The sequence below is a fragment of the Streptosporangium brasiliense genome (genome assembly GCF_030811595.1).
GTDB lineage: Bacteria > Actinomycetota > Actinomycetes > Streptosporangiales > Streptosporangiaceae > Streptosporangium > Streptosporangium brasiliense.
In genome coordinates, this window is sequence record NZ_JAUSRB010000001.1 from 724,079 (window position 1) to 745,395 (window position 21,317).

The 21,317-nt window shown below is 70.0% G+C and carries 18 protein-coding genes and 1 pseudogene; 5 read left to right on the top strand and 14 right to left on the bottom strand.

Features of this window, described 5'->3' with window-relative positions; all coding sequences use genetic code 11:
- Positions 1–7 precede the first annotated feature (7 nt).
- Complete coding sequence (locus J2S55_RS03225) at positions 8–898, top strand: Gfo/Idh/MocA family protein (protein WP_306857156.1); 891 nt, start codon at positions 8–10, stop codon at positions 896–898.
- A 16-nt stretch (positions 899–914) separates the two neighbouring features.
- Here J2S55_RS03225 and fabG read toward each other — a convergent pair whose 3' ends face one another.
- Both fabG and J2S55_RS03235 read right to left on the bottom strand, forming a co-directional pair.
- Positions 915–1,619, bottom strand: coding sequence for a 3-oxoacyl-ACP reductase FabG (gene fabG, locus J2S55_RS03230; RefSeq protein ID WP_306857157.1), 705 nt, complete (start codon positions 1,617–1,619; stop codon positions 915–917).
- Between the two features lie 162 nt (positions 1,620–1,781).
- Positions 1,782–3,149: pseudogene (locus tag J2S55_RS03235) on the bottom strand (2-isopropylmalate synthase); the annotation flags it as partial.
- 159 nt (positions 3,150–3,308) lie between these two features.
- Here J2S55_RS03235 and J2S55_RS03240 point away from each other — a divergent pair.
- The 3 genes from J2S55_RS03240 (at position 3,309) to J2S55_RS03250 (ending at position 6,063) form a co-directional block, all read left to right on the top strand.
- The gene (locus J2S55_RS03240; RefSeq protein WP_306857159.1) at positions 3,309–4,226 is read left to right on the top strand and encodes a UbiA family prenyltransferase; all 918 of its coding nucleotides are present in this window, start codon (positions 3,309–3,311) and stop codon (positions 4,224–4,226) included.
- 207 nt (positions 4,227–4,433) lie between these two features.
- Entirely contained in the window at positions 4,434–5,393 is a 960-nt protein-coding gene (locus J2S55_RS03245; RefSeq protein ID WP_306857161.1) for a sensor histidine kinase, read from the top strand.
- Entirely contained in the window at positions 5,386–6,063 is a 678-nt protein-coding gene (locus tag J2S55_RS03250; protein ID WP_306857162.1) for a response regulator transcription factor, read from the top strand. Before J2S55_RS03245 ends, J2S55_RS03250 begins: the two co-directional genes overlap by 8 nt.
- 224 nt (positions 6,064–6,287) lie before the next feature.
- Here the strand turns inward: J2S55_RS03250 and J2S55_RS03255 are convergent, their stop codons facing one another.
- From J2S55_RS03255 to J2S55_RS03310, 12 genes are all read right to left on the bottom strand, one after another.
- A complete protein-coding gene (locus J2S55_RS03255) occupies positions 6,288–7,202 on the bottom strand; it encodes an aldo/keto reductase (RefSeq protein ID WP_306857163.1) in 915 nt (304 codons plus the stop codon).
- A gap of 51 nt (positions 7,203–7,253) precedes the next feature.
- Positions 7,254–8,261 carry a cytochrome d ubiquinol oxidase subunit II gene (cydB, locus tag J2S55_RS03260; protein WP_306857164.1) on the bottom strand — a complete coding sequence of 336 codons (1,008 nt, stop codon included), beginning with the start codon at positions 8,259–8,261 and terminating at the stop codon, positions 7,254–7,256.
- A gap of 24 nt (positions 8,262–8,285) precedes the next feature.
- Positions 8,286–9,566, bottom strand: coding sequence for a cytochrome ubiquinol oxidase subunit I (locus J2S55_RS03265; RefSeq protein WP_306857165.1), 1,281 nt, complete (start codon positions 9,564–9,566; stop codon positions 8,286–8,288).
- A gap of 18 nt (positions 9,567–9,584) precedes the next feature.
- Positions 9,585–11,030 carry a class I adenylate-forming enzyme family protein gene (locus J2S55_RS03270; protein WP_306857166.1) on the bottom strand — a complete coding sequence of 482 codons (1,446 nt, stop codon included), beginning with the start codon at positions 11,028–11,030 and terminating at the stop codon, positions 9,585–9,587.
- The gene (locus tag J2S55_RS03275) at positions 11,027–12,121 is read right to left on the bottom strand and encodes a sugar phosphate nucleotidyltransferase (protein ID WP_306857167.1); all 1,095 of its coding nucleotides are present in this window, start codon (positions 12,119–12,121) and stop codon (positions 11,027–11,029) included. The genes J2S55_RS03270 and J2S55_RS03275 overlap by 4 nt, the downstream gene beginning before the upstream one ends.
- A 47-nt stretch (positions 12,122–12,168) precedes the next feature.
- A complete protein-coding gene (locus tag J2S55_RS03280; RefSeq protein WP_306857168.1) occupies positions 12,169–12,975 on the bottom strand; it encodes an AfsR/SARP family transcriptional regulator in 807 nt (268 codons plus the stop codon).
- A gap of 136 nt (positions 12,976–13,111) precedes the next feature.
- On the bottom strand, positions 13,112–14,458 hold the full coding sequence (locus J2S55_RS03285; RefSeq protein WP_306857169.1) for a cation:proton antiporter: 1,347 nt from the start codon (positions 14,456–14,458) through the stop codon (positions 13,112–13,114).
- Positions 14,455–15,099, bottom strand: coding sequence for a guanitoxin biosynthesis heme-dependent pre-guanitoxin N-hydroxylase GntA (gene gntA, locus J2S55_RS03290; RefSeq protein WP_306857170.1), 645 nt, complete (start codon positions 15,097–15,099; stop codon positions 14,455–14,457). Before gntA ends, J2S55_RS03285 begins: the two co-directional genes overlap by 4 nt.
- A 16-nt stretch (positions 15,100–15,115) precedes the next feature.
- Positions 15,116–16,543 (bottom strand): acyl-CoA carboxylase subunit beta, encoded by a 1,428-nt coding sequence (locus J2S55_RS03295; RefSeq protein ID WP_306857171.1) that lies wholly within the window; start codon positions 16,541–16,543, stop codon positions 15,116–15,118.
- Positions 16,540–17,289, bottom strand: a complete 750-nt coding sequence (locus J2S55_RS03300; protein ID WP_306857172.1) for a hypothetical protein — start codon at positions 17,287–17,289, stop codon at positions 16,540–16,542. Before J2S55_RS03300 ends, J2S55_RS03295 begins: the two co-directional genes overlap by 4 nt.
- Entirely contained in the window at positions 17,282–18,049 is a 768-nt protein-coding gene (fabI, locus tag J2S55_RS03305) for an enoyl-ACP reductase FabI (protein ID WP_306857173.1), read from the bottom strand. Before fabI ends, J2S55_RS03300 begins: the two co-directional genes overlap by 8 nt.
- A 14-nt stretch (positions 18,050–18,063) precedes the next feature.
- Positions 18,064–19,854, bottom strand: a complete 1,791-nt coding sequence (locus J2S55_RS03310) for an NAD(P)/FAD-dependent oxidoreductase (protein WP_306857174.1) — start codon at positions 19,852–19,854, stop codon at positions 18,064–18,066.
- Positions 19,855–20,006: 152 nt separating this feature from the next.
- Here J2S55_RS03310 and J2S55_RS03315 point away from each other — a divergent pair, with 152 nt between their 5' ends.
- A complete protein-coding gene (locus tag J2S55_RS03315; RefSeq protein WP_306857175.1) occupies positions 20,007–21,212 on the top strand; it encodes an MFS transporter in 1,206 nt (401 codons plus the stop codon).
- The last annotated feature ends 105 nt before the right edge of the window (positions 21,213–21,317 follow it).

Genomic DNA, 21,317 nt, shown 5'->3' on the forward strand with positions numbered 1-21,317 from the left:
TCTCAGCATGAAGACCGCTGTGATCGGCCTCGGTGACATCGCGGAGAAGGCGTATCTTCCCGTCCTCTCCGCGCTGCCCGGCCTCGACCTCCACCTGTGCACCCGCAACCGTGACACGCTCGACCGCCTGGGTGACGCCTACCGGATCGGGCGCCGTTCCACCTCGGTGGAGGAGGTGCTCGCGGCCGGGGTCGAGGCGGCCTTCGTGCACGCCGCCACGGGCGCCCACGTGAAGATCGTCGAGCCGCTGCTCCGGGCCGGCGTCCACGTCTACCTGGACAAGCCGATCGCCTACACCCTGGCCGAGTCCGAGCGTCTGGTACGGCTGGCGCACGAGGTGGAGCGGTCGCTGCTCGTCGGGTTCAACCGCCGCAGGGCGCCCTCCTACGCGGCCCTGCTGGATCTGCCCCGCCATCTGGTGGTGATGCAGAAGAACCGCAGGGGCCTGCCGGAAGACCCGCGGACCGCGATCTTCGACGACTTCGTCCACGTCGTCGACACCCTCAGATACCTGGTGCCCGGACAGGTCGAGCAGACCGGGATCCGGACCCGGGTCAGGGACGGGCTGCTGGAGCACGTGACGCTGGAGCTGTCCGGTGCCGGCTTCACCGCCTTCGGCATCATGAACCGGGTGAGCGGCGCCACCGAGGAGACCGTCGAGGTCATGGGGGACGACGTCAAACGCCGGGTGGTCAACATCGCCGACGTGACCGACTACGCCGGGACGGAGACGCTGGCCCGGCGCGGCGACTGGATCCCGGTCGCCCGCCAGCGCGGCATCGAACAGCTCTGCCTGGAGTTCCTCGGCGCGGTCCGCTCCGGCACCCTGATCGGCGCCGACGACGCCCTGGCCACCCACGCGATCTGCGAGGACATCGTCCGCGCCTGCGCGGTTTAGGTCCCGGGACGGGCCGTCAGTGACCCATGGAGGCGCCTCCGTCCACCGGGATGACGGCGCCGGTGATGTACGAAGCCCGCGGGGAGGCCACGAAACGCACGGCCTCCGCGATCTCCTCCGGGCTCGCCATCCTCCGCAGCGGGATCTGCGCGCACATCTCGGCGATGCGCTTCTCGGGGAGTCCGGAGGTCATGTCGGTGTCCGTGAGGCCGGGGGCGATCACGTTCACCGTGATCCCCCGGCTGCCGAACTCCCAGGCGAGGGAGCGCGCGAATCCGATCAGACCGGCCTTCGAGGCGGCGTAGTTGCTCTGCCCCTGCTCGCCCCGCAGGCCCACCGACGACGAGACGAACACGATCCGCCCCCGCTTGGCCCGGAGCATCTTCGGCGCCACCTGCCTGACCACGCGGAAGGCCCCTTTGAGGTTGGCGTCGAGGGTGGCCTCGAAGTCCTCCTCGCCCATCCGCAGGAGCAGCTTGTCCCGGGTGATGCCGGCGTTGGCCACGAGGACCTCCACGGCCCCCTGCTGGACCTCGACCTCGGCGACGGCGCGCTCCACGTCCGCGGCCGATGTGACGTCGCAGTGGAAACCCAGCAGGTCCGGTGGCGGCGGCTCCGACCTGTAGGTGACGGCGACCTTCTCTCCGTCGCCGGCGAAGGCCCGCGCCACGGCGAGCCCGATGCCGCGGTTGCCACCGGTGACGAGGACGGAACGACTCACGGTCTCTCTCCCTGGGGGTGAAGATGTCGGACGGCCCCGCCTGGGCGAGGGTTTCTGGAACTTGTTATAGTTGTCAGGCGGAAAGTCAAGTTCTCACAGAGAATCTCGGGGGTCCCCCAGCTGCGCGGTCCGTTAGTGATCAACGATCTCGAAAGCGTTCTCATACTCGGTTCTGAAGATTTCCGCGATCCGGTCGGGGGAGATCTCCCCGCCTTCGGCGTCCGCGTAGGCCTGGATAAGGTCGGCGAATTCACGCCGCATTTCACGCGGCAGGTCCACCCCGTGGTGGGCGTCCATCACGTAGGCGACGCCGCCTTTACCTGACTGGCTGTTGATCCGCACCACCGCCTCGTAGCCGCGCCCCACGTCCGCGGGGTCCAGCGGCAGGTACGGCACCCGCCAAGGGAGGTCGGCCGGCTCGGCCCCCGCCTCGGCGGCCTCGCGCTCCAGGGCGTCGAACCCCTTCTTGATCGCGTCCTGGTGGGAGCCCGAGAAGGCCGTGTAGACGAGGTCGCCGCCGTAGGGGTGGCGCGGGTGCACGGCCATCTGGTTGCAGTGTTCGACGGTGTCCCGGATCGCGTTGATGTCCGAGAAGTCGATGGCCGGGTCGACACCGTGGGTCAGCAGGTTCATGCCCAAGGTCACCAGGCAGACGTTGCCCGCCCGCTCCCCGTTGCCGAACAGGCAGCCCTCGACGCGCTCGGCCCCCGCCAGCACGGCCAGCTCCGCCGAGGCGACCCCGGTGCCGCGGTCGTTGTGCGGGTGGATGGACAGGCAGACGTGCTCCCGCCTGGACAGGTTGCGGTCGAGCCATTCGATCTGGTCGGCGAAGACGTGGGGCAGTGAGCGCTCCACGGTCGTGGGGAAGTTGAGGATCATCTCCCGCTCCGGCCCCGGCTCCCAGGTGTCCATGACCGCCTCGCAGACCTCCAGCGAGAAGTCCGGCTCGGTCTCGTTGAACAGCTCGGGGGAGTACTGGTAGCGGAGGTCGCAGTCGGCGAGCGTCCGCTCGGCGTACTTCATCATCAGCCGCGTCCCCTGAACGGCGAGGTCCTTGCATTCGGCGCGGGTGATCCCGAACACCAGCTGCCGGAACATCGGCGCGGTCGCGTTGTAGACGTGGACCGTGGCGCGGGGCGCGCCCCGCAGGCTGTCGACGGTCCGCCTCAGCAGCTCGTCACGGGCCGGGACGAGCACGGAGATGCACACGTCGTCGGGGATGAGGTCCTGCTCGATGAGCAGCCGTACGAAGTCGTGGTCGTCCTTGCTGGCGACGGGGAAGCCGACCTCGATCTCCTTGTAGCCCATCCCCACCAGGAGCTCGAACATCGCGAGCTTGCGGGCCGGGCTCATCGGCCTGGAAAGTGACTGGTTGCCGTCGCGCAGGTCGGTGGAGAGCCAGCGCGGAGCGGCGACGATGTGCTTGTCGGGCCAGGTGCGGTCCGGGAGTGACAGTGGCGTGAATTCCCTATAACGTCCGGCGGGCCGTCGAGCGGATTTCACAGTCGGATTTCCTTTCTCGAGTATCATCGCAGTGCGACCTAATGCCCACTTCTGCTGTCCCGGCTTCACGCTACAAGCGGTCCACAGGGTCGACAAGTGCGATCGAAATATCGGAAGTAGTAGTCGGGATACAACCTTTTACTCACCCCCTTAACTTGGATTCTTAATCGCTGCACGCTCGGGATTATGTCTATCATTCGCGGCTCTGTCGGGCTGTCGTCCGTCAGCCCCGTCAAGATCACTGTCAGCCTCTTCCGCATGTGCGTCACCGAGGCCCGGCCCTCCGTGCTCGTCATCTTCATGCTGCGGTTCGTCGCGGGCGCGGCCCTGGGGGTCGAGGCCTCCGGCATGGAGACGGAGCTGGTCGGAAGGGGGCTGGTCTGGGGTCTGGCGATATTCGCCGTCTATCTGTTCAACGGGGTGATGGACGTGCGCGAGGACCGGGTCAACGGCTCGTCGCGCCCGATCGCCCGGGGGATCCTGGACCCCGGCGACGCCCTCGTCGTCGTCCTGGCCGCCGCCCTGACGTCGGTCGCGGGGGCCGTCGCGCTGGGCGGGCCGATCCTCTGGATGGTCCTCGCCGTGCTGGCCCTCGGATATGTGTATTCGGGGCCGCCGTTCCACTGGAAGCGGCGCTCGGGGGCCACCGCGGCCATCGGCGCGGCGGCAGGCCTCCTGACGTATGCCGCCGGATTCGCCGGCCATACCGGCGGTTGGAGCACCAGGATGGAGGTGCTGTGCGTCTTCATGCTCACCGCGTCCCTGTGGATGGGGCTTGTCGGCGTGTGCGCCAAGGACCTGTCGGACATCGAGGGCGACGCCGCGGCGGGCCGGACGACCCTGGGGGTGACGTGCGGGGAGGGGCCGGTCCGGCTGCTCGCCGCCGGTGCGGCGCTGACCGTCGCCGTCGCGTTCGGGGCCGCCGTACTGATCATGGACCTGCCCATGGTCGGGACGGTTGTCACACTGCTGACCGGTGCCGTCCTCGTCGCCGTGGTCACCCTCAGTCCGCTCTCACACGGAAACCGTCTCCGGCGTCGGCGTTCTTATCGGGCGTTTATGGTGACGCAGTATGCCTTACACCTCAGTTTAATCATGTATTAGTTTTCGGACTGTTGCCCTGGGTAGCGGTAATTAGGTATAAATAGGTGCTTCAGATTGCCTAGCACCGAGAGGCGGAGTTGGGTGGGGGGCCAGACTCGCGATGAGGGAAATTTCGCAGCTTATGTAGATGCGAGCCGTCCTCGCATCCTCGCGGAATACATCCGGAGACTGGAAGTCGAAGGCGGCCGTCTCGCGCGAGAACCCCGGATGCTGCGCCAGATGATGGCGAACGCCGAAGAGATCCTGAGCGATGTGGCCACGGCGCTGGAGACCGGCAAGGTCCAGACCGACGACTCCCACAGCCTTCTCGCCTGGGACATCGGCGCGGACAGGGCCGGGGCGGGCATCCACCCGAAAGAATCGCTCGACGCCGCGTCGATCTTCTTCCGGATAGCGCTGTCCACGTTGAGCGAACTCCTGAGGGAGCACCCGGACTACGTGCGGCTGTTCAACATTGTGACCCTGAGCCTGGAACAGAGCATCTCGACCCGGATCCGCGCCGCGTCGGAGAGCTACACGAGCTTTCTTCTCAACAAGATGCACGAGGTGCAGGTGGAGGAGCGGCGCCGCATCGCCAGGGAGCTCCACGACCGCATCGGGCACGGGATCAGCGTCGTCCACCAGCAGCTCGAACTGTATGAGTTCCACCATTCCACGGAGCCGGCCAGAGCCCTGGTCAATGTCGAGCTCGCCGAGCAGGCCATCCAGGAGACCATGCGGAACCTGCGGCAGGTGACGTCGGAACTGCATCCGCACGAGCCGCTGAAAAGCCTGGAGAAAGCGCTGCTCGGCTATCTCGCCACGGTCGAGACCGGCGACGTGGCCGTCCATCTCCACGTCAACGGGGACGAGACGTGGGCGTCGCCGGAGGTGCGCGACGAGTCCTTCCTCATCTTCCGCGAAGCCACCCGCAACGCGCTGGCCCACGCGCAGGCTTCGATGATCCTCATCCGGATCGACATCGCCCCGCACGAGCTGCTCGGCTTCGTCCGGGACAACGGCCGCGGCTTCGCCGTGGACCAGGTGCCGAACACCGGATCCATGGGCCTCATATCCATGCGGGAGCGCGCCGAACTGCTGGGGGGGACGATCACTGTGACGAGCGATCCTGTGGAGGGCACCTGCGTGGACCTCCACATGCCGTTACCCGGGCGGCTCGATGAGTGAGCCGGGCGGACCGACCACGATAGGCATCGTCGACGACCACGCCCTCTTCCGCGAGGGGCTACGGGAGATCCTCTGGGCGCACGACGACTTCGCGGTCGTGGGCGAGGCGGGAGACTCCGTCGAAGCCCTGACGATGGTCGCGGGGGAGCGCCCCGACGTCCTCCTGCTCGACATCGAGATCCCGGGCAGGGGTGTCCTCGACACCGTGGCGCAGGTCCGCGCCATGTCCCCGGGCACCAAGATCATTGTGCTGAGCATGTACGACGGACCCCAGCTGCTGAGCCGGCTGCTGGCGGCCGGCATCCACGGATACCTGCTCAAGAGCGTGCACCGGGAGGAGGTGATCTCGGCCATCAGGAGCGTCGTCAACGACCCCGACCGGCTCGTGCTGGCGGTCTCCCGAGACAGCCTCGCCCAGGTGAACGGGGCCTCCTCCGACGTCCTGACCGACAAGGAGCGGCAGGTCCTCGAATTCGCCGCCCAGGCGCTCAGCAACCACCAGATCGCCACCCGCCTCGGCCTGACGGAGGCCACCGTCAAGCGCCATCTGCGCAACATCTTCGTCAAGCTCGGTGCCGTCTCCCGCATCGACGCGGTCAACAAGGCCGTCGCGGCCTCACTGATCACCTCCCAGCGCGATCCCGGCGCCGGCCCGCAGGGGTTCGTCTAGACCCTCCTCCGGCCTCCGGCGGCGAGCAGCTCATGCTCTGTCGGGACCCTCCGGCGGCGAGCAGCTCACGCCGTGCCGGGACGCCGGGTCCGCCCAGGCCGCGTACGGCAGGCTCCGGGCGGACCTGAACCGGTGCCCGGAGCAGGGCGTGGCGGGTCGGCGCAGTGGGGGCCTCCCGCCGGCCCCTCCCGCGCCCGCGGGGCGGCGGACCCGGGCGGCGGAGCCTAGATCCGGTCCGGGGAGAAGATGCGCGCCAGGTGCTCGCGCGTCTCGGCGGTCAGGCTCACCTCGACCGCGGCGATGTTCATCTCCAGGTGGATCGGGTCGCCCGTGCTCGGGGCGGCGACGATGTCCTCGCCCCTGGACAGCAGCCAGGCCAGGGCCAGGCGGCTCATGCCGATGTCCATGTCCGCCGCGGTCGCCTCGGCCTCGCGCAGCATGCGCATGCTGCGCCGCAGGTTCCCCGCCGAGAAGCGCGGGTCCGCGCGTCTGAGGTCGAGCGTGTCGAGCTGGGCGCGGGACCTGATCCGGCCGCCGAGGAAGCCGCGCCCGAGGGGAGCCCGCGCGACGATGCCGACGCCCAGCTCCCGCGCGACGGGCAGGTGCTCCTTCTCGGCGCCCGGCTGCCAGAGCGAGTATTCCGTCGAGAGCGCGGCGACGGGGTGCACGGCATGGGCGCGGCGCAGTTGCTGGGGCGTCCCCCCGTGCAGACCGATGTGGCGGATCTTCCCGGCGCCGACGAGCTCCGCCAGTTCGGCCATGTGGCTCTCGATCGGCACCCCCGGGCCGGCGTGCAGGTAGTAGAGGTCGATGTGGTCCACGCCCAGCCGGGCCAGCGTGGCGTCGCAGGAACGGCCGAGCCGTCCCGGCCCGCCCGCGGTCCAGGGATCCGTCCCCTGGCAGGTGGCCAGCAGCACCCCCTCGCGCCGCCCGTCCAGGACCTTGCCGACCATCGCCTCCATCTCGCTGCCGGCGCGCAGGTCGCTGAGGTCGAGCATGGTGATCCCGGCGTCGACGGCCTGCCCGATGATGGCCGCGGCCCCGGGGTCCACGTGCCCGTAGGCGCCGGTGAGAGCCATGCTGCCCAGGCCGAGGCAGGACGAGACCGGTCCAGCGTGACCCAGCCTTCTGCGCTGCATGGCTTCACCTCCGATTGTCCCTCCCAGTGGTGCCCGTCTCACTGATATGTCTCACAGGTATATGGAGTGGCGCCCGTCCACCCGGCCGCGGAAGGCCCACCAGTTGAACGCCTGGAAGGCGATCAGCAGCGGGATCACCAGGGTGCCCAGGGGCAGCAGGAGCTGCAGGGTGGCCGCGTCGGCCGCCGCCTCCGGCACGGCCAGGCGGTACGCTCCGCCGCCGGTGGAGACCAGGAGGTCCGGATACAGGCCGAGCCCGGCGATGAGCACGGGCAGGGCCGCGGCGCAGCAGGTGGCCGCGAACGCGGTCCGGGCGCCGCCCCGGGACAGCGCGACGACGGCCACGACGAGGGCCAGCAGGAGCGCCCCGGTCAGGAGGGCGGCGGTCCTGCCGTCGGCGGCCACGCCGGAGAGGGCGCCCAGCGCCAGGCCGGCCAGGGCGCACAGCGCCGCCACGCCGAGCAGGGGCCGCCCGGCGCGTATCGCGCGCTCGCGCAGGCCGCCGCGGGTCCGCATCGCCAGGAACGCCGCTCCGTGCCCGGCGAACAGCGCCAGGGTCGTCGCCCCGCACAGCAGGACGAAGGGGTCCAGCAGCTCGGCGAGGCCGACGGTGAAGGTGCCCTGCGGGGTCAGCGGCAGCCCGCGGATCAGCAGGCCGAGCACCAGCCCCCAGCCCGCGGCCGGCACCACCCCGCCGACGAGGGCCAGCCGGTCCCAGACCGCCCGCGCCGCCCGGCCCTCGTGCCTGCTGCGCAGCTGGACCGCGACGTTGCCGAGGACCACTCCGCCCAGGATGACGCCTACCGGGGCGTACATCCCCGACAGCAGCGGGCCCTCCAGAAAGGGGAAGGCTCCGATGAGCACCCCGCCGAAGGCCACCAGCCACACCTCGTTGCCGAGGAAGAACGGCCCGAAGGAGTTGAGCGCGAGGCGCCGCTCGGATTCGTCGCGGGCGAGGGGGGACTGGAGCATCTGCACGCCGTAGTCGTAGCCGCCGAGGACGAAATAGCCGGCGAGCAGCAGCCCCAGCAGGGCCAGCCAGGTGACTTCCAGACTCATGAGTCGTCCTAGGGCTAGTAGGGCTTAGAGGGCCATGACGGGTTCGGGGTCGACGCGCGGGCCGGGACTGCCGAGGTCGGTCTCCCGAGGGCCGCGCCGGGCGTATCTGCCGATCAGGATCCAGTTGGTGACCGCCAGTCCGGCCAGGAGCGCGGTGAAGCCGATCAGGGAGGCCAGCATGGTGCCCGCGCTCACCGACGAGCGGGCCTGGGAGGTCAGCAGCTCGCCGTAGATGGTCCACGGCTGCCGGCCCACCTCCCGCACGAGCCAGCCGAGGGTCGCCGCGATGAAGGGCAGCGGGATGATGACCGTCACCATGAGGGCCGCGCCGCGTGAGCGCACGATGTGGTCGCGGATCAGGAACCCGGCGCCGAACAGGGAGATCACGACGATGAAGAAGGCCGTGATCGTCATGAAGTCGTAGGCCGACCCGATCCACGCCGGGGGCGCGTAGTCCCCGGGGCCGTACTGCTGGACCATCATGGACTGGACCTGCTCGACGGTGTACGGTCCGCGGTCCTCGGGCTGCAGGAAGTCGCGCAGGACCGCCATCTTCATCGGCTGGGCCACGTTGAGGTCCGGGAACTGCCGGAAGCCGGCCTCCACCGTGGCGATGCCGAAGGGCACCGCGAACAGGAGCCCGAGCCGCAGCGAGCTCCGGAAGAAGTCGACCTCGGCCGTGCGCCTGGAGAACTGGTAGGCGCTGACCCCCGCGACGAACGCCCCGCCGGTGAGCAGGGCCGCCCCCACGACGTGTTCCATCGCGTTGATGGCGCTGGAGTTGGTCAGCAGCGCCCCGAAGTCGGTCAGGTAGGCCACCCCGTCGCGCACCTCATGCCCCACGGGACGGTGCATGAAGCCGTTCGCCACCATGATCCAGTACGCCGACGCGTACGCGGTCAGCGTGACCAGCCAGAACAGGAGCATGTGGAGCACCTTCGGCAGCCTCCCCCAGCCGAAGATCCACATACCGAGGAAGGTGGACTCGGCGAAGAAGGCGACGAGCGTCTCCATCGCCAGCGGCGCCCCGAAGACGTTGCCGGCGAACGTCGTCAGGCCGCTCCACGCCAGCCCGAACTGGAACTCCATGACCAGTCCCGTGGCGATCCCGAGCGCGTAGTTGACGACGTAGATCTGCCCCCAGAACCGGGTCATGCGCTCGAAGCGGAGGTTGCCGGTGAGGACGTGGCGGGTGTGCATGATCGCGATGATCGGCGCCAGCCCCAGTGTCAGCAGGACGAAAAGCCAGTGGAAACCGCTCGTGACGGTGAACTGCAGCCGCGCCAGGATGTCAGCGTCCATCATCAACTCGATCTCGTCCGATCATCTCGTCGGGTGTGCGGTTTTGGTGAGGATCCGCACCGCGCTCTCCCTCAGCGCGGCCACGTCGACCTTGCCGTTGCGGTTGACGGGGAAGTCGGGGACCGTCACGACGGCGTTCGGCCGCTCGTAGGCGGCCAGGTAGGAGCGGAACCTGCTCCGCCAGACCCGCTCGTCGTCGGTGACGTCGCGCACGAAGAAGACGAGCACGGATCCGGCCCGCTCGTCGTCCAGCGCGACGACCTTCACCGGGGCGCCGCACTCCTCCGCCCGGCGCTCCAGGTATTCGGGGTAGAGCGTGTGCCCCATCCGGTGCACCGCGTTCATCCGGCCGAACACGTGGAGCCGGCCGCCGTCGTCGATCTGGCCGAGGTCGCGGGTCCTGAACCAGGTCTCGGCGCAGGGCTCCAGGCCGCCGTCCTCCCGCAGGTAGCCCGCCAACCGGCCGGGGGTGCGCACCGTGACCTCCCCCGGGGAGCCCGCCGGCACCGGCGCGCCGTCCTCGCCGAGGACACGGACCTCCACGCCGGGCAGCGGTGCCCCGCAGCCCTCGGTCCGGCCGGGGACGGTCAGCGCGATGTTGCCGGTCTCGGTCATCCCGTAGCCGTCCAGCAGGTCGTGTCCGGTCGCGGTGCGGAAGTGCGCCGCCAGCGACCGGTGCAGCGGCGCGCCGCCCACACACCACATGCGTACCCCGCGCAGACCCTCCAGGAGGGCGGGGGTGCGGGCGAACAGGGTCAGCATGCCGTGGTAGGTGGGCGGTGAGCCGTCGACGATCGTGGCCCCCGACTCGGCCATCGCGGTCAGCGCCTGCTCCAGCCTGCGGTAGGGGGCGACGAGCAGGCCGCATCCGGTCAGCCACCAGATGAGCAGCAGCGACATGCCGTACTGGTGGGAGAAGGGCAGCAGCGGCGCCAGCACGTCGTCGGACCGGTAGCCCATGACCCGGGCGGTGACCCGGGAGTTCTCCATGACGGCGTGGCCGGACTTCACCACGGCCTTGGGGTCGCCCGTCGTCCCCGACGACCACATGACGACGGCGTCGCGGCGCTGTTCCCACCGTTCCAGGGAGATCCTCCCCGACGGCTCGGGGAGCGCGCCGGCCGGACGGCCGGTGACCTCCAGGTCGAGTATCGACGAGGGCGGGAGCGGGGGCCGGGCCGCCGTCGCCCCCGCGACCGCCCAGCGCACCTCCGCCACGCGCGTGATCCGCTCCAGCTGCTCGGCGGTCAGTTGCGGGTCGGCCAGGACGATCGAGACGTCCAGGTGGCACAGGGCCAGCAGCGCGGTCACGAAACCGGCGGAGTTCTCTCCCGTCAGCAGCACCCGGTCACCGGCGCGCAGACCCTGCCCGGTCAGCCGGGCGGCGACCTCCAGCGCCTCCTTCTCCGCCGCGGCCGGCCACAGGACCTCCCACACCGGAGAAGTCCGGCCATCCGGCTCGTTCACAACGCCACCTCCGTCTGCGGTCCCGAATGCACGCACTGCTGAAGCGATACTTGACTGTGGTCGCCGAGAACGAGGCGCGAGCCGCCGGGCTCGGCCCAGACACGGGCGTCACGGCCGATCACCGACGCTCTGACAGGACCGACTCCGCGTAGCGACGCCCCCTGAAGCACGATGGAGGCCTCGATCGTACTGGTCTGTATGTCACAGTCGGCACCGATTGAGGTATGGGGGCCGATCGCGCTGTCCACCACGGTCGCGCCCACGCCGATGACGGCGGGCCCGACCACGCGGGAGCGGCGGACGGACGCGCCCGCGTCGACCATCACCGGGCCGATCAGCTCGCTGCCGCTGTCGACGTCGCCGCGGATCACCGGCTCGATCCCGGCGAGGACCTCGCGGTTGCAGTCCAGCAGGTCATCGACGCTCGCGGTGTCCCTCCAGTAACCGTCGGCGGTGTGGGCGAGCACGGTGCCCCCGTTGCCGATCAGCCAGGAGACGGCGTGGGTGATCTCCCGTTCCCTGCGCCAGGTCGGCTTGGTGCACAGGATGGCCTGGTGGATGGCGGGGGTGAAGACGTAGGCGCCGACCAGGGCCTGCTCTCCGGCCCGCCCCGGCCCCTCCGCCAGGCCCGTCACGTTGCCCGACCCGTCGACGCGGGCGACGCCGTGGCCGCCGGACCCGGGCGCCTGGCCGATCATCACCATCGCGTCGGGGCGGTCACGTAGCCGGAAGTCCGTCAGCAGCCCGTCGAAGCCGCGCAGGATGACGTTGTCGGCCAGGTGGACCAGGAAGTCGTCGTCCTGCAGGAAGTCCCGGGCGATGAGCACGCAGTGCGCGAGGCCGCGAGGGGTGTCCTGGTAGATGTAGGAGACGTCGAGCCCGAACGTCGCGCCGGTGCCGACGGCCTCGCGGACCACCCGGTCGTCCCTGTCCACGACGATCGCGGCCTCGGAGATCCCGGCTTTCCTGATGGCCTCCAGGCCGAGGAAGAGGACCGGCTGGTTGGCGACCGGGAGGAGCTGTCTCTGCGCGGTGTGGCTGAGAGGCCGCAGCCGCGCCCTCGCCCAGCCCGCCAGGACAAGTGCCTTCACGACCTATCCCTTCCTTCTCGTATGACCTCGGGGGAGGCCGTGCGGCCTTATACGGCCGCTGCGATGTCGTGCATGTGAGAGGCCGCCCGCGCCGGGACGGGCTGGCTGTCCAGCATCCGGTAGCGCAGGCGCCGCAGTTCGTAGGAGGGCTCCAGCCCGAGCTCGCGGTCCAGTACGGCCTGCAGCTCCCGGTAGGCGCCCAGCGCTTCGTTGCGCCGGCCGACCTGGCACAGCGCCGTCATGAGACGGCCGTGGAACCATTCGTTGAGCGGGTTGGTCGCCACGAGGAACCTGAGCTCACCGATGAGCTCGCGGCCCCGGCCCGTCTGCAGGTCGGCGTCGATGCGCATCTCCAGGGCGCGGAGCCGCTGCTCCTCCAGGTCGGCGAGGTGGGCCTCGAGGACACGGCCGGCCGTGATGCCCATGAGCGGCGGCCCGGTCCACAGCTCCAGGGCCTGGCGCAGCCACCGGGACGCCTTTTCGGGGTCCCCGCCGTCCAGGTGCGCCCGGCCTTTCTGGACGAGCTCGCGGAAGGCGAACACATCGATCTGCTCGGGGTTCACCTCCAGGCTGTAGCCAGGCGGCCTGGTGGTCAGGATCTCCGCCGCGGTGGTGTGGATCCCCTCGTGATCGAACAGTTTACGGAGCTGGTAAATATAGGTCTGGACAGTTGTCATGGCGCTTTTCGGGGGATTCTCTCCCCACAGTTCGAGGATCAGGGAGTTGGCGTCGATAATCTGGTTGGCGGAGAGCAGCAGCAGCCCCATGATCTGCTGCTGCCGGGGAGCGGTAAGTCGCCAGGCCCGGCTGCCTGAACTGATTTCCAACGGTCCGAGCACTTTGAACTCCACCATCAGGATCACCCTCAATTCCAGGCCGGTTCCGATCGCGGTCAGATCTGAAGGTAGTCAGTCCCCCGGGCCAGCGACAATAGAAATTCACCAAGGTCGCCCGATGTGAACCAGGGGGATCGCCTGAGTATCGAAAGATTCAGTTGTGGAGCGCCGGTACGGACATTTCGGCTGGGACCGGAGGTGCCGGGAGGGGGGTTTCGGCTGGGGCCGGGGGCGCGGGGGCGGACGTTCCGGCCGGGGGCGGGGCCGGTCCGGCGGCCGCCCGCCGGGTGCGGGTGCCCGGCGGGCGCAGGCCGGCCAGCCGGAGCAGGGGCGCGGTCATGACGGTGGTGGCCAGCGCGACGACCGTCAGGATGGCCAGCAGCCGCTGGTCGATGAGCCCGGCCTGGTAGCCGACCTGGATCACCACCAGTTCGGTGAGGCCGCGGGTGTTCAGCAGGGAGCCCAGGATGAAGGAGTCGCGCCAGGACAGCCCGGTGAGCCGGCCGCACAGGCCGGGGCCGGCGATCTTGGCGCCGACGGCGGCGGTGAGCAGCGCGGCCAGGGCGCCCATGGTGGCCCCGTCCAGCTGGAGCGAGCCGAGGTCGACGCCCAGCCCGAAGCTCAGGAAGAAGAACGGCAGGAGCACCGACTTGGACGTCTCCATGAGCGCGGCGGCCCCCTGGCGGTGGGCCGGCCAGGCGATGCCGACCAGCAGCGCGCCGATGAGCTGGTGGATGCCGATCACCGCGGTCAGGGTCGCCGTCGCCGCCACCGCCACGACCGGCAGCAGGCCGCCGGAGATCGGGGACGCCGGGCCGGCCCGGTCGGCCCAGCGGGCCAGCGCCAGGCGCACGGGGCCGAGGAAGGCGATGGTGACGACGACCGCGCCGACCGCGCTCACCAGCAGGCCGCCGGGCCCCGAGCCGCCGGCCACCGCCAGGGCGACGGCCAGCAGCAGCCAGCTGGCCCCGTCGCCCACCGCGGCGGCGAGCAGGCTGAGCTGTCCCGGACGGGTGCGGCCGATGCCGAGGTCGCTGAGCAGGCGGGCCAGCACGGGGAAGGCGGTGATGCTCAGCGCGCATCCGATGAACAGCACGGAGGCCACCGGGTGCTCGGCCGTCCCGCCGATCAGCGGGACGGCGACGAGCACGCCCGCGACGAACGGCACGGCCATCGACGCCTGGCTGATCAGCAGTCCCTGCCTGGCGGTCCCGCGCAGCCGGGTGGAGGCCAGCTCCTGGCCGACGCCGAACACGAACAGCACCAGGCCCAGCTGGGAGAGCCCGTCGATCATCGGCAGGATGTCGCGCGGCAGGAGGAGGTCCGCGAGCTCGGGGCTGAGGTTGCCCAGGAGTGAGGGGCCGAGCGCGAGACCTGCGCAGATCTCGCCGACCACCCGGGGCTGTCCCAGACGCTGGGCCAGCGAGCCGGCCAGGTGCGCGCAGGACAGCACGACGACGACGCCGAGGAAGAAGTGCGCGACCACGTCCAAGACCGTCATTCTCCGTTCGGCGAGAACGGGCACTTCCACTCCGGTTCGGTGAACCTGCCGCCGTAGTGTCGTGCCTCCTCTCTGTAAGTGGTGAAACTGGGGTTGGCGGACCCGTGGAACGAACGCTCACGGGCACGTATCTTGCCGCGGAGTTTGAAGAACTTGATCCCCAGGGCGTTGAACTGTATATGCGAATTGAAAACCAGGGCCGGTTTCTCGAATCGCCGGCTGGGCCGGGAGGCGCCGTTGTGCAGTCCTACGACGAAGAACGGGTGCGAGCCGACGGAGAACGCGAAGTCGGCCGACGCGGGATCGGAGTCGTATCTGTCACTCCATTTGTAATTCCTGCTGTCCTCGTCGTGCATGGTCTGCAGGTGGCGCCAGACCCGGTCCTCGTACTCCTGCTCCGTGAGGTGGAGCGGTCCCTCGAAGGTGGCGACGAAGGAGGTGAAGCTGCGTGCGGACGGCTCGAAGGTCTCCAGGAAGGTGAGGAGGTCGCGGTGGTGGGCCAGGACCGACTCCTCGGCGCCCAGCTCCGGATAGTGGTGGTGCACGATGGATTTCTTGCGCAACGCCGCACGCGCCCCGAGACAGACGAAGTCGCTCTGCTCGATGAACTTGGCCAGAGCGTCGAAGACATCGTCATCCATGCCGGTAGCTCCAAGATCAGAGGGGGATGTTGCCGTGGGTGCCCCGCGCGGGCGGGGCGCAGGCGATGGCCCGCGCGATCGCACCCCGGGTCTCGTGGGTGGCGATGACCTCGTCGACGACACCGAGCTCGACCGCGCGTCCGAGGCCGCCGGCGATCTCGTCGTGCTGTACGGCCAGCTCCTCCTCCAGGGCCGCCTGCTCCTCGGGGGAGGCGCAGGCGGCGAGGCGGCGGCGGTGCAGGATGCGCACGGCCGCGACCGTGCCCATCACGGCCACCTCGGTGGTCGGCCAGGCGAAGACGCGGGTCGCGCCGAGCGCGCGGGAGTTCATCGCGATGTAGGCGCCGCCGTACGCCTTGCGCGTGACCAGGGTGACCCGGGGGACCTTCGCCTCGGCGAAGGCGTGGAGCAGTTTGGCGCCGCGCCGTACGACGCCGTCCCACTCCTGGCTCACCCCGGGCAGGTAGCCGGGGACGTCCACGATGACGACGAGGGGGACTCCGAACGCATCGCACATCCGCACGAAGCGGGCGGCCTTCTCCGCCGAGACGGCGTTGAGGCAGCCGCCGAGCCGCATGGGGTTGTTGGCGATGACCCCGACGGTCCGCCCGCCGAGCCTGCCCAGCGTGGTCACGATGTTCGGCGCCCACTTGGCGTGCAGCTCCACGCCGCGCTCGTCGAGGAGCCCGTCGACGACCGGCTGCACGGAGTAGGCCCGCTTGGGGTTGTCCGGCAGCAGCGTCGAGAAGTCGATCTCGGCGACCTCGCCGGGCACGCCGCCCTGCTCGCCCAGCAGCCCGGTGAGGGTCCGGGCTCTGGCGAACGCCTCCTCGTCGGTCTTGGTGACCACGTGCACGACGCCGCTCTTGCGGCTGTGCGGGTCGGGCCCGCCCAGCGTGGCCATGTCGACGTCCTCGCCGGTGACGCTGCGCACCACGTCGGGCCCGGTGACGAAGATGCGGCCCTGGGCGGACATGATCACGATGTCGGTCAGCGCGGGGCCGTAGGCGGCTCCGCCCGCGGCGGGGCCGAACACGACGGAGATCTGCGGCACGACGCCGGAGGCGCGGGTCATGGCCGCGAAGACGCGGCCCACCGCGTGGAGCGAGGCCACGCCCTCGGCCAGTCGGGCGCCGCCGGAGTGCCAGAGCCCGATGATCGGCAGGCGCCCGTGCACCGCGGTGTCGTAGGCGCGGACGATGTGCTCGCAGCCCGCCGAGCCCATCGCGCCGCCCTGCACGCGGGGATCGCTGGCGAAGGCCACCGCCTTGACGCCCTGCACCCGGCCGATGCCGGCGAGCACCCCGCTGCCGTCGGCGGGGGCCAGGAGCGTCAGCGATCCGGGGTCGAAGAACGCCGCCAGGCGCGGATGGGGGTCCCTGGGGTCCGCGTCCCCGGCCGCGGGCGCGGTACTGGGGACGCGGGTCTCGTCGAGCAGGGTCATCCGACGGCTCCCTGGGCCGCGACCGGCTGCGGAGCCGGGCTCTGGACGGTGGCGGTGGCGCGCCAGACCCGCAGGGCCGCGGCGACCAGCCAGACCGTGGGGATCGCCATGCCGAACAGCGGGTAGAGCACGCCGTAGCCGAGGTCGGTCAGTCCGGTGGAGTAGAGGTAGCCGGCGGTCACCACGCCGCCCACGCCGCCGACGACGCCGAGCCAGCCGACCCAGCGGGCGTACAGCGAGCTGAGGAGCATGGCGCCGCCGTACGCCAGGGGCGCCAGGCCCAGCACCAGCAGCACCCCGGTTATCTCCGTGGAGTAGGCGGTCCGGGTGCTGGAGGCGAAGATGGCCTCGTAGGCGTCGCCGCCGGCGCCGGCCTTCTGCCAGGTCTCCGCCATGAAGGTGTGGACGTATCCGTCGCGGGCGTAGGTGGTGATCAGCAGTGACACGCCGGCGATGGCGAGCCCGTTGCCGATCAGCGCCAGCGGCCTGGCCGATGACTTCTCGAAGGTCTCGCCGATCGTGATCAGGCCGACCAGCTTGAGCGCGGTCCCCACGGTGACGGCGAGGTGGAGCAGCACCCAGAGCGCGGGCGCCGACACGATGCCGTTCATGTAGTCGGCCGCGGAGATGTCGGCGAACGGGTCCTGCATGGTCATCGGCACCGACAGCGCGGCGATCACGGCCAGCGTCACGCCGCCGAGCCCGGCCGCCGCGCCGATCCGGTAGGCGGCGCGTTTCTCAGTCACCCATTGCATGGAAGCCTCCGTCCACGTGAATCACTTCTCCGGTCGTCGCCGGGAACCAGTCAGAGAGCAGGGCGACGCAGGCGCGCGCCACCGGCTCGCAGTCGTCGGCCTTCCAGCCCAGCGCCGACCTGTCGTCCCAGGTCGCCTCGACGCCGGCGAAGCCGGGGATGCCGCGGGCGGCGAGCGTCCGGAGCGGGCCGGCGGCCACGAGGTTGACCCGGATGCCCTGCGGCCCGAGGTAGCGGGCCAGGTAGCGGGAGCAGGACTCCAGCCCCGCCTTCGCCACGCCCATCCAGTCGTAGGAGGACCAGCTGACGGTGGCGTCGAAGTCCAGGCCCACGATGGAGCCCCCGGCGGGCATCAGCGGCGCGCACGCGACGCTGAGCGATTTGAGGGAGTAGGTCGACACCTGGAACGTCGTCGCGACGTCCGGCCACGACGTCTCCAGGAAGCCGCCGCCCAGCGCGGCCTCCGGGGCGAAGGCCACCGCGTGCAGCACCCCGTCGAGGCGGTCGACGTGCTCGCCGACCCGCCCGGCGAGGCTGGCGAGATGGCTGTCGTCGGTCACGTCGAGCTCGATGACGGGTGTGTCGGGGTCGGGCAGCCGCCGGGCCGTGCGCTGGACGAGGCTCATCCTGCCGAATCCCGTCAGCACGACCTTCGCGCCCTGCTCCTGGGCGACCTTGGCCACGTTGAACGCGATGGACGCCTCGGTCAGCACGCCGGTGACGAGCAGGTTCTTCCCGGTGAGTATCCCCATCTCGGCACTTCCCTTCAGCCGGTCGAGGTGGACGAGGCGGGCGTCACGGTGACCACACCGGTCCGCCACAGAAGCTTGACCAGGTGGAGCTGGAGCTCGTTGAGGTTCTCCTGAAGGTCGCGGTAGCGCATGCCGCCGTCCTGCAGGCAGTCCCACACGACCTTGCCGCCGTCGACCTCGTCGAAGCTGCGCACCTCGACGCCGCCGGCGGCGCCCTCGACCGAGTAGCGGTGGCAGGGGAGGGGCTGCGACAGGGGGGAGATCACCGCGTCGCCGTTCTTGACCGGGTCCTCCCAGTACTTGGTGAGGGCGGCCCGCTCCTCCGGTGACAGCTCGAAGGGCGGCGGCGGAGCGAAGCCCTTGAAGCCCGGGATGTCGAGGCCGAGGCTCTTGCGGATCGTCGCGCCGGGCGCCAGGGCGACGAGGTCGTCGTCACCGATCAGCCCGGGGTCGGCCATGCCGTAGGCCTTCATGTACGGGCCCTCGGCGTCGAGGTCGGCCTGGGTGCCGTCGGGGTTGGTCAGCACCCGCAGCAGGTCGGGCTCCATCGTCGTGCTGAGCAGGATCTGGAAGGTCTGCTCGCGGACCTCGGTGGTGACGTCCTGTCCCCGGGTGCGCCAGTAGATGCTGTCCGGGTTGCTCTTGCCGATCGCGTGGTACCACTGGTCGATCGAGAGCGAGAAGGACTCGGCGATGCCGTGCCACTCCATGTCGTAGTCGTGCCACAGGTCCCGCTTGTGCTGCTCGTCGACGCTGTCGTCGAAGGTCGCCTTGAGCACGGTGGCGGCCGACAGGCCGTGGTGCATGGCGAAGGCCACCCCGGAGGAGAACAGGGGGTCGACGAAGTAGGCGGCGTCGCCGACCAGGATCCAGCGCTCGTCGAAGTTGGCGAACTGGTCGTTGATCATGGAGTAGTTGGTGGCGGTCTGCATCTTGTCGGAGATCGGCGTGCCGTTCTTGATCAGCTCGCCGACGAGCGGGATCTCCTTGATCGCCTTGGTGAACTGCTCGAGGTCGGTGAAGTCCTTGCCCGGCTCCTTGAGGATCGCGGGGATGGTCACGATCCCGACGGAGTGCGTCATCACGCGCTCACCGTCGATGATCTTCGGGACGGGGATGTACCAGCACCAGCCGTCGGAGAAGGCCGAGCAGGCGATGGGGGACAGGCTCTTCTCCCGGAAGATGTTCCAGTCCTCGGGGATGTCGTAGGCGTGCTGGGCACCGGTGTAGTGCTGCCAGATCGCGATGTTCTTGTAGCCCGACAGGTAGTTGCGCTTCTTCTTGGAGGCGATGCTGTTGCGGCGCCCGGAGGCGTCGACGAAGTAGCCGCAGCGGACCTTGCGACCGTCGTTGAGCGTGACCTCGCAGCCGTCCTCCAGCCGCTCGAAGGCCGAGACCGTCGTCTCCTCGAACACGGACACGCCGCACTCGGCGGCGTGCTGCAGCAGCATGTGGTCGAACTCGGAGCGGTTGACGTGGGCCGCCCAGCGGTGCACCCCGTCCTCCAGGTACGAATCGTGGTCGAAGAAGCCCACGTTGGGCGTCTTGTTCCACCGGAAGAGGCCGCCGAACTTCTTGACCTTGAAGTCGCTGGACATCAGCTTGTCCAGCGCGCCGATCTCCTCCAGCGCGGGCGTGGTGGGGTGCGCGAGCGACTCGCCGATGTGCTCGCGCGGGAACTGCGCCTTGTCGAAAATCGCCGTGCTCAAATTCGTGGTGCGCGCCAATTGTGCACCCAGCGTCGATCCGGCCGGCCCGCCGCCCATGATGATGACGTCGTAATAGGTGCCTATCGCGTCGGTCATTGCATCCCCTTTTCCGCGTTTGTTTGGGAGCGGCGAGACGATGTCCGCCGGAAGCCAGAGTGTCATCGACCAGCCGTTGCGGGACCGAGGAGATTACCGAAGACATTCGCTACGGTCTTAACGCGGCAAGTACGGCGATGCACTGTTGTCGAGTGGCTGACAACGATTTCAAGGCACTGCTCGCCTCGCCTGACGTACGCCGGTTCGTACTCGCGGGCTTCGTGGGCCGGATGCAGATGTCCATGCTGGGCATCGCGACGATCCTGCTGGTGACCTCGGCCACCGGCTCCTACGCACTCGCCGGCGCGGTGGGTGCCACCATCCTGGTCTCCCAGGCGTTCGCCGCTCCACGGATCGGCCGGCTGGGCGACCGCTACGGGCAGGGGCGGGTCCTGCGGCCGGTCGTGCTGCTGCACGCGCTCGGGCTGGCCGGCATCATGGCCGGCGTCGCGACGGGCGCGGTCTGGCTGCTGTTCCTGTCGGCGGTCTGCGCGGGCCTGGCCTTCCCCCCGCTGGGCCCGATGGTCCGCGCCCGGTGGACGGCGCTGGTGGGCGGGACCCCGCAGCTGAAGACGGCCTTCTCCGTCGAGGGGGCCATCGACGAGGTGATCTACATCGTCGGCCCGGTGCTCGCCACCATGCTCGCCGCGGCGCTCCACCCGGCGGCGGGCTTCGTCGCGGGCCTGGTCCTGACGGTGGCCGGCGGGCTGGCCTACGCCGCCATGCGGCGCACCGAGCCGCCGCTCGCCACCGAGCACCGCCGCGAGCCGTCCCTCCTGAGGGTCTCCGGGCTGCGCCTGGTGCTGGTGTTCGGGCTCGCGCTGGGCGTCATCCTCGGCTCGGTGGAGATCTCCATGGTCGCCTTCACCGAGGATCTGGGCCGGCCCGCGCTCGCCGGCCCGTTCGTCGCCGCGCTGTCGGTCGGCAGCCTCGTCACCGGCCTGCTGTACGGCTCGCGGCAGTGGACGGCACCGCTGGCCCAGCGGTTCCTGGCCTGTTCGGCGTGCCTGGCCGTCGGCCTGCTGCCGCTCGTCGTCACCACCGGCCTGCCGCTGATGGCCCTCAGCGCGTTCGTCGCCGGCGCGGCCATCGCCCCGACGCTGATCGTCATGTACGAGATCGTGGAGACGTTGGTGCCCGCGGCCCGCAGCAGCGAGGGGTTCGCCTGGGTGCAGAGCGCCCTGGTGATCGGCCTGGCGGCGGGTGTGTCGCTCTCCGGCCAGGTGACGGACGCCCTCGACGGGCACCACGCCTTCCGGGTCACCGCCGCGGCGGGGGCCGTGGCGCTCGTGATGGCGGCGCTGTACGTGCGGCTCGGGCAGGGCGTGCGGCGCGCCGAGGCCGTGCTCGTGAAATGACGACCGCGCCGGCCGTCCGGAGGGGACCGCGGTCCCAAGGACTTCGGTAATTCCCTCGGTGGAAAAAGGCCCGGCCGGTGCGATGCTTAATTCGGAAGCGATGAC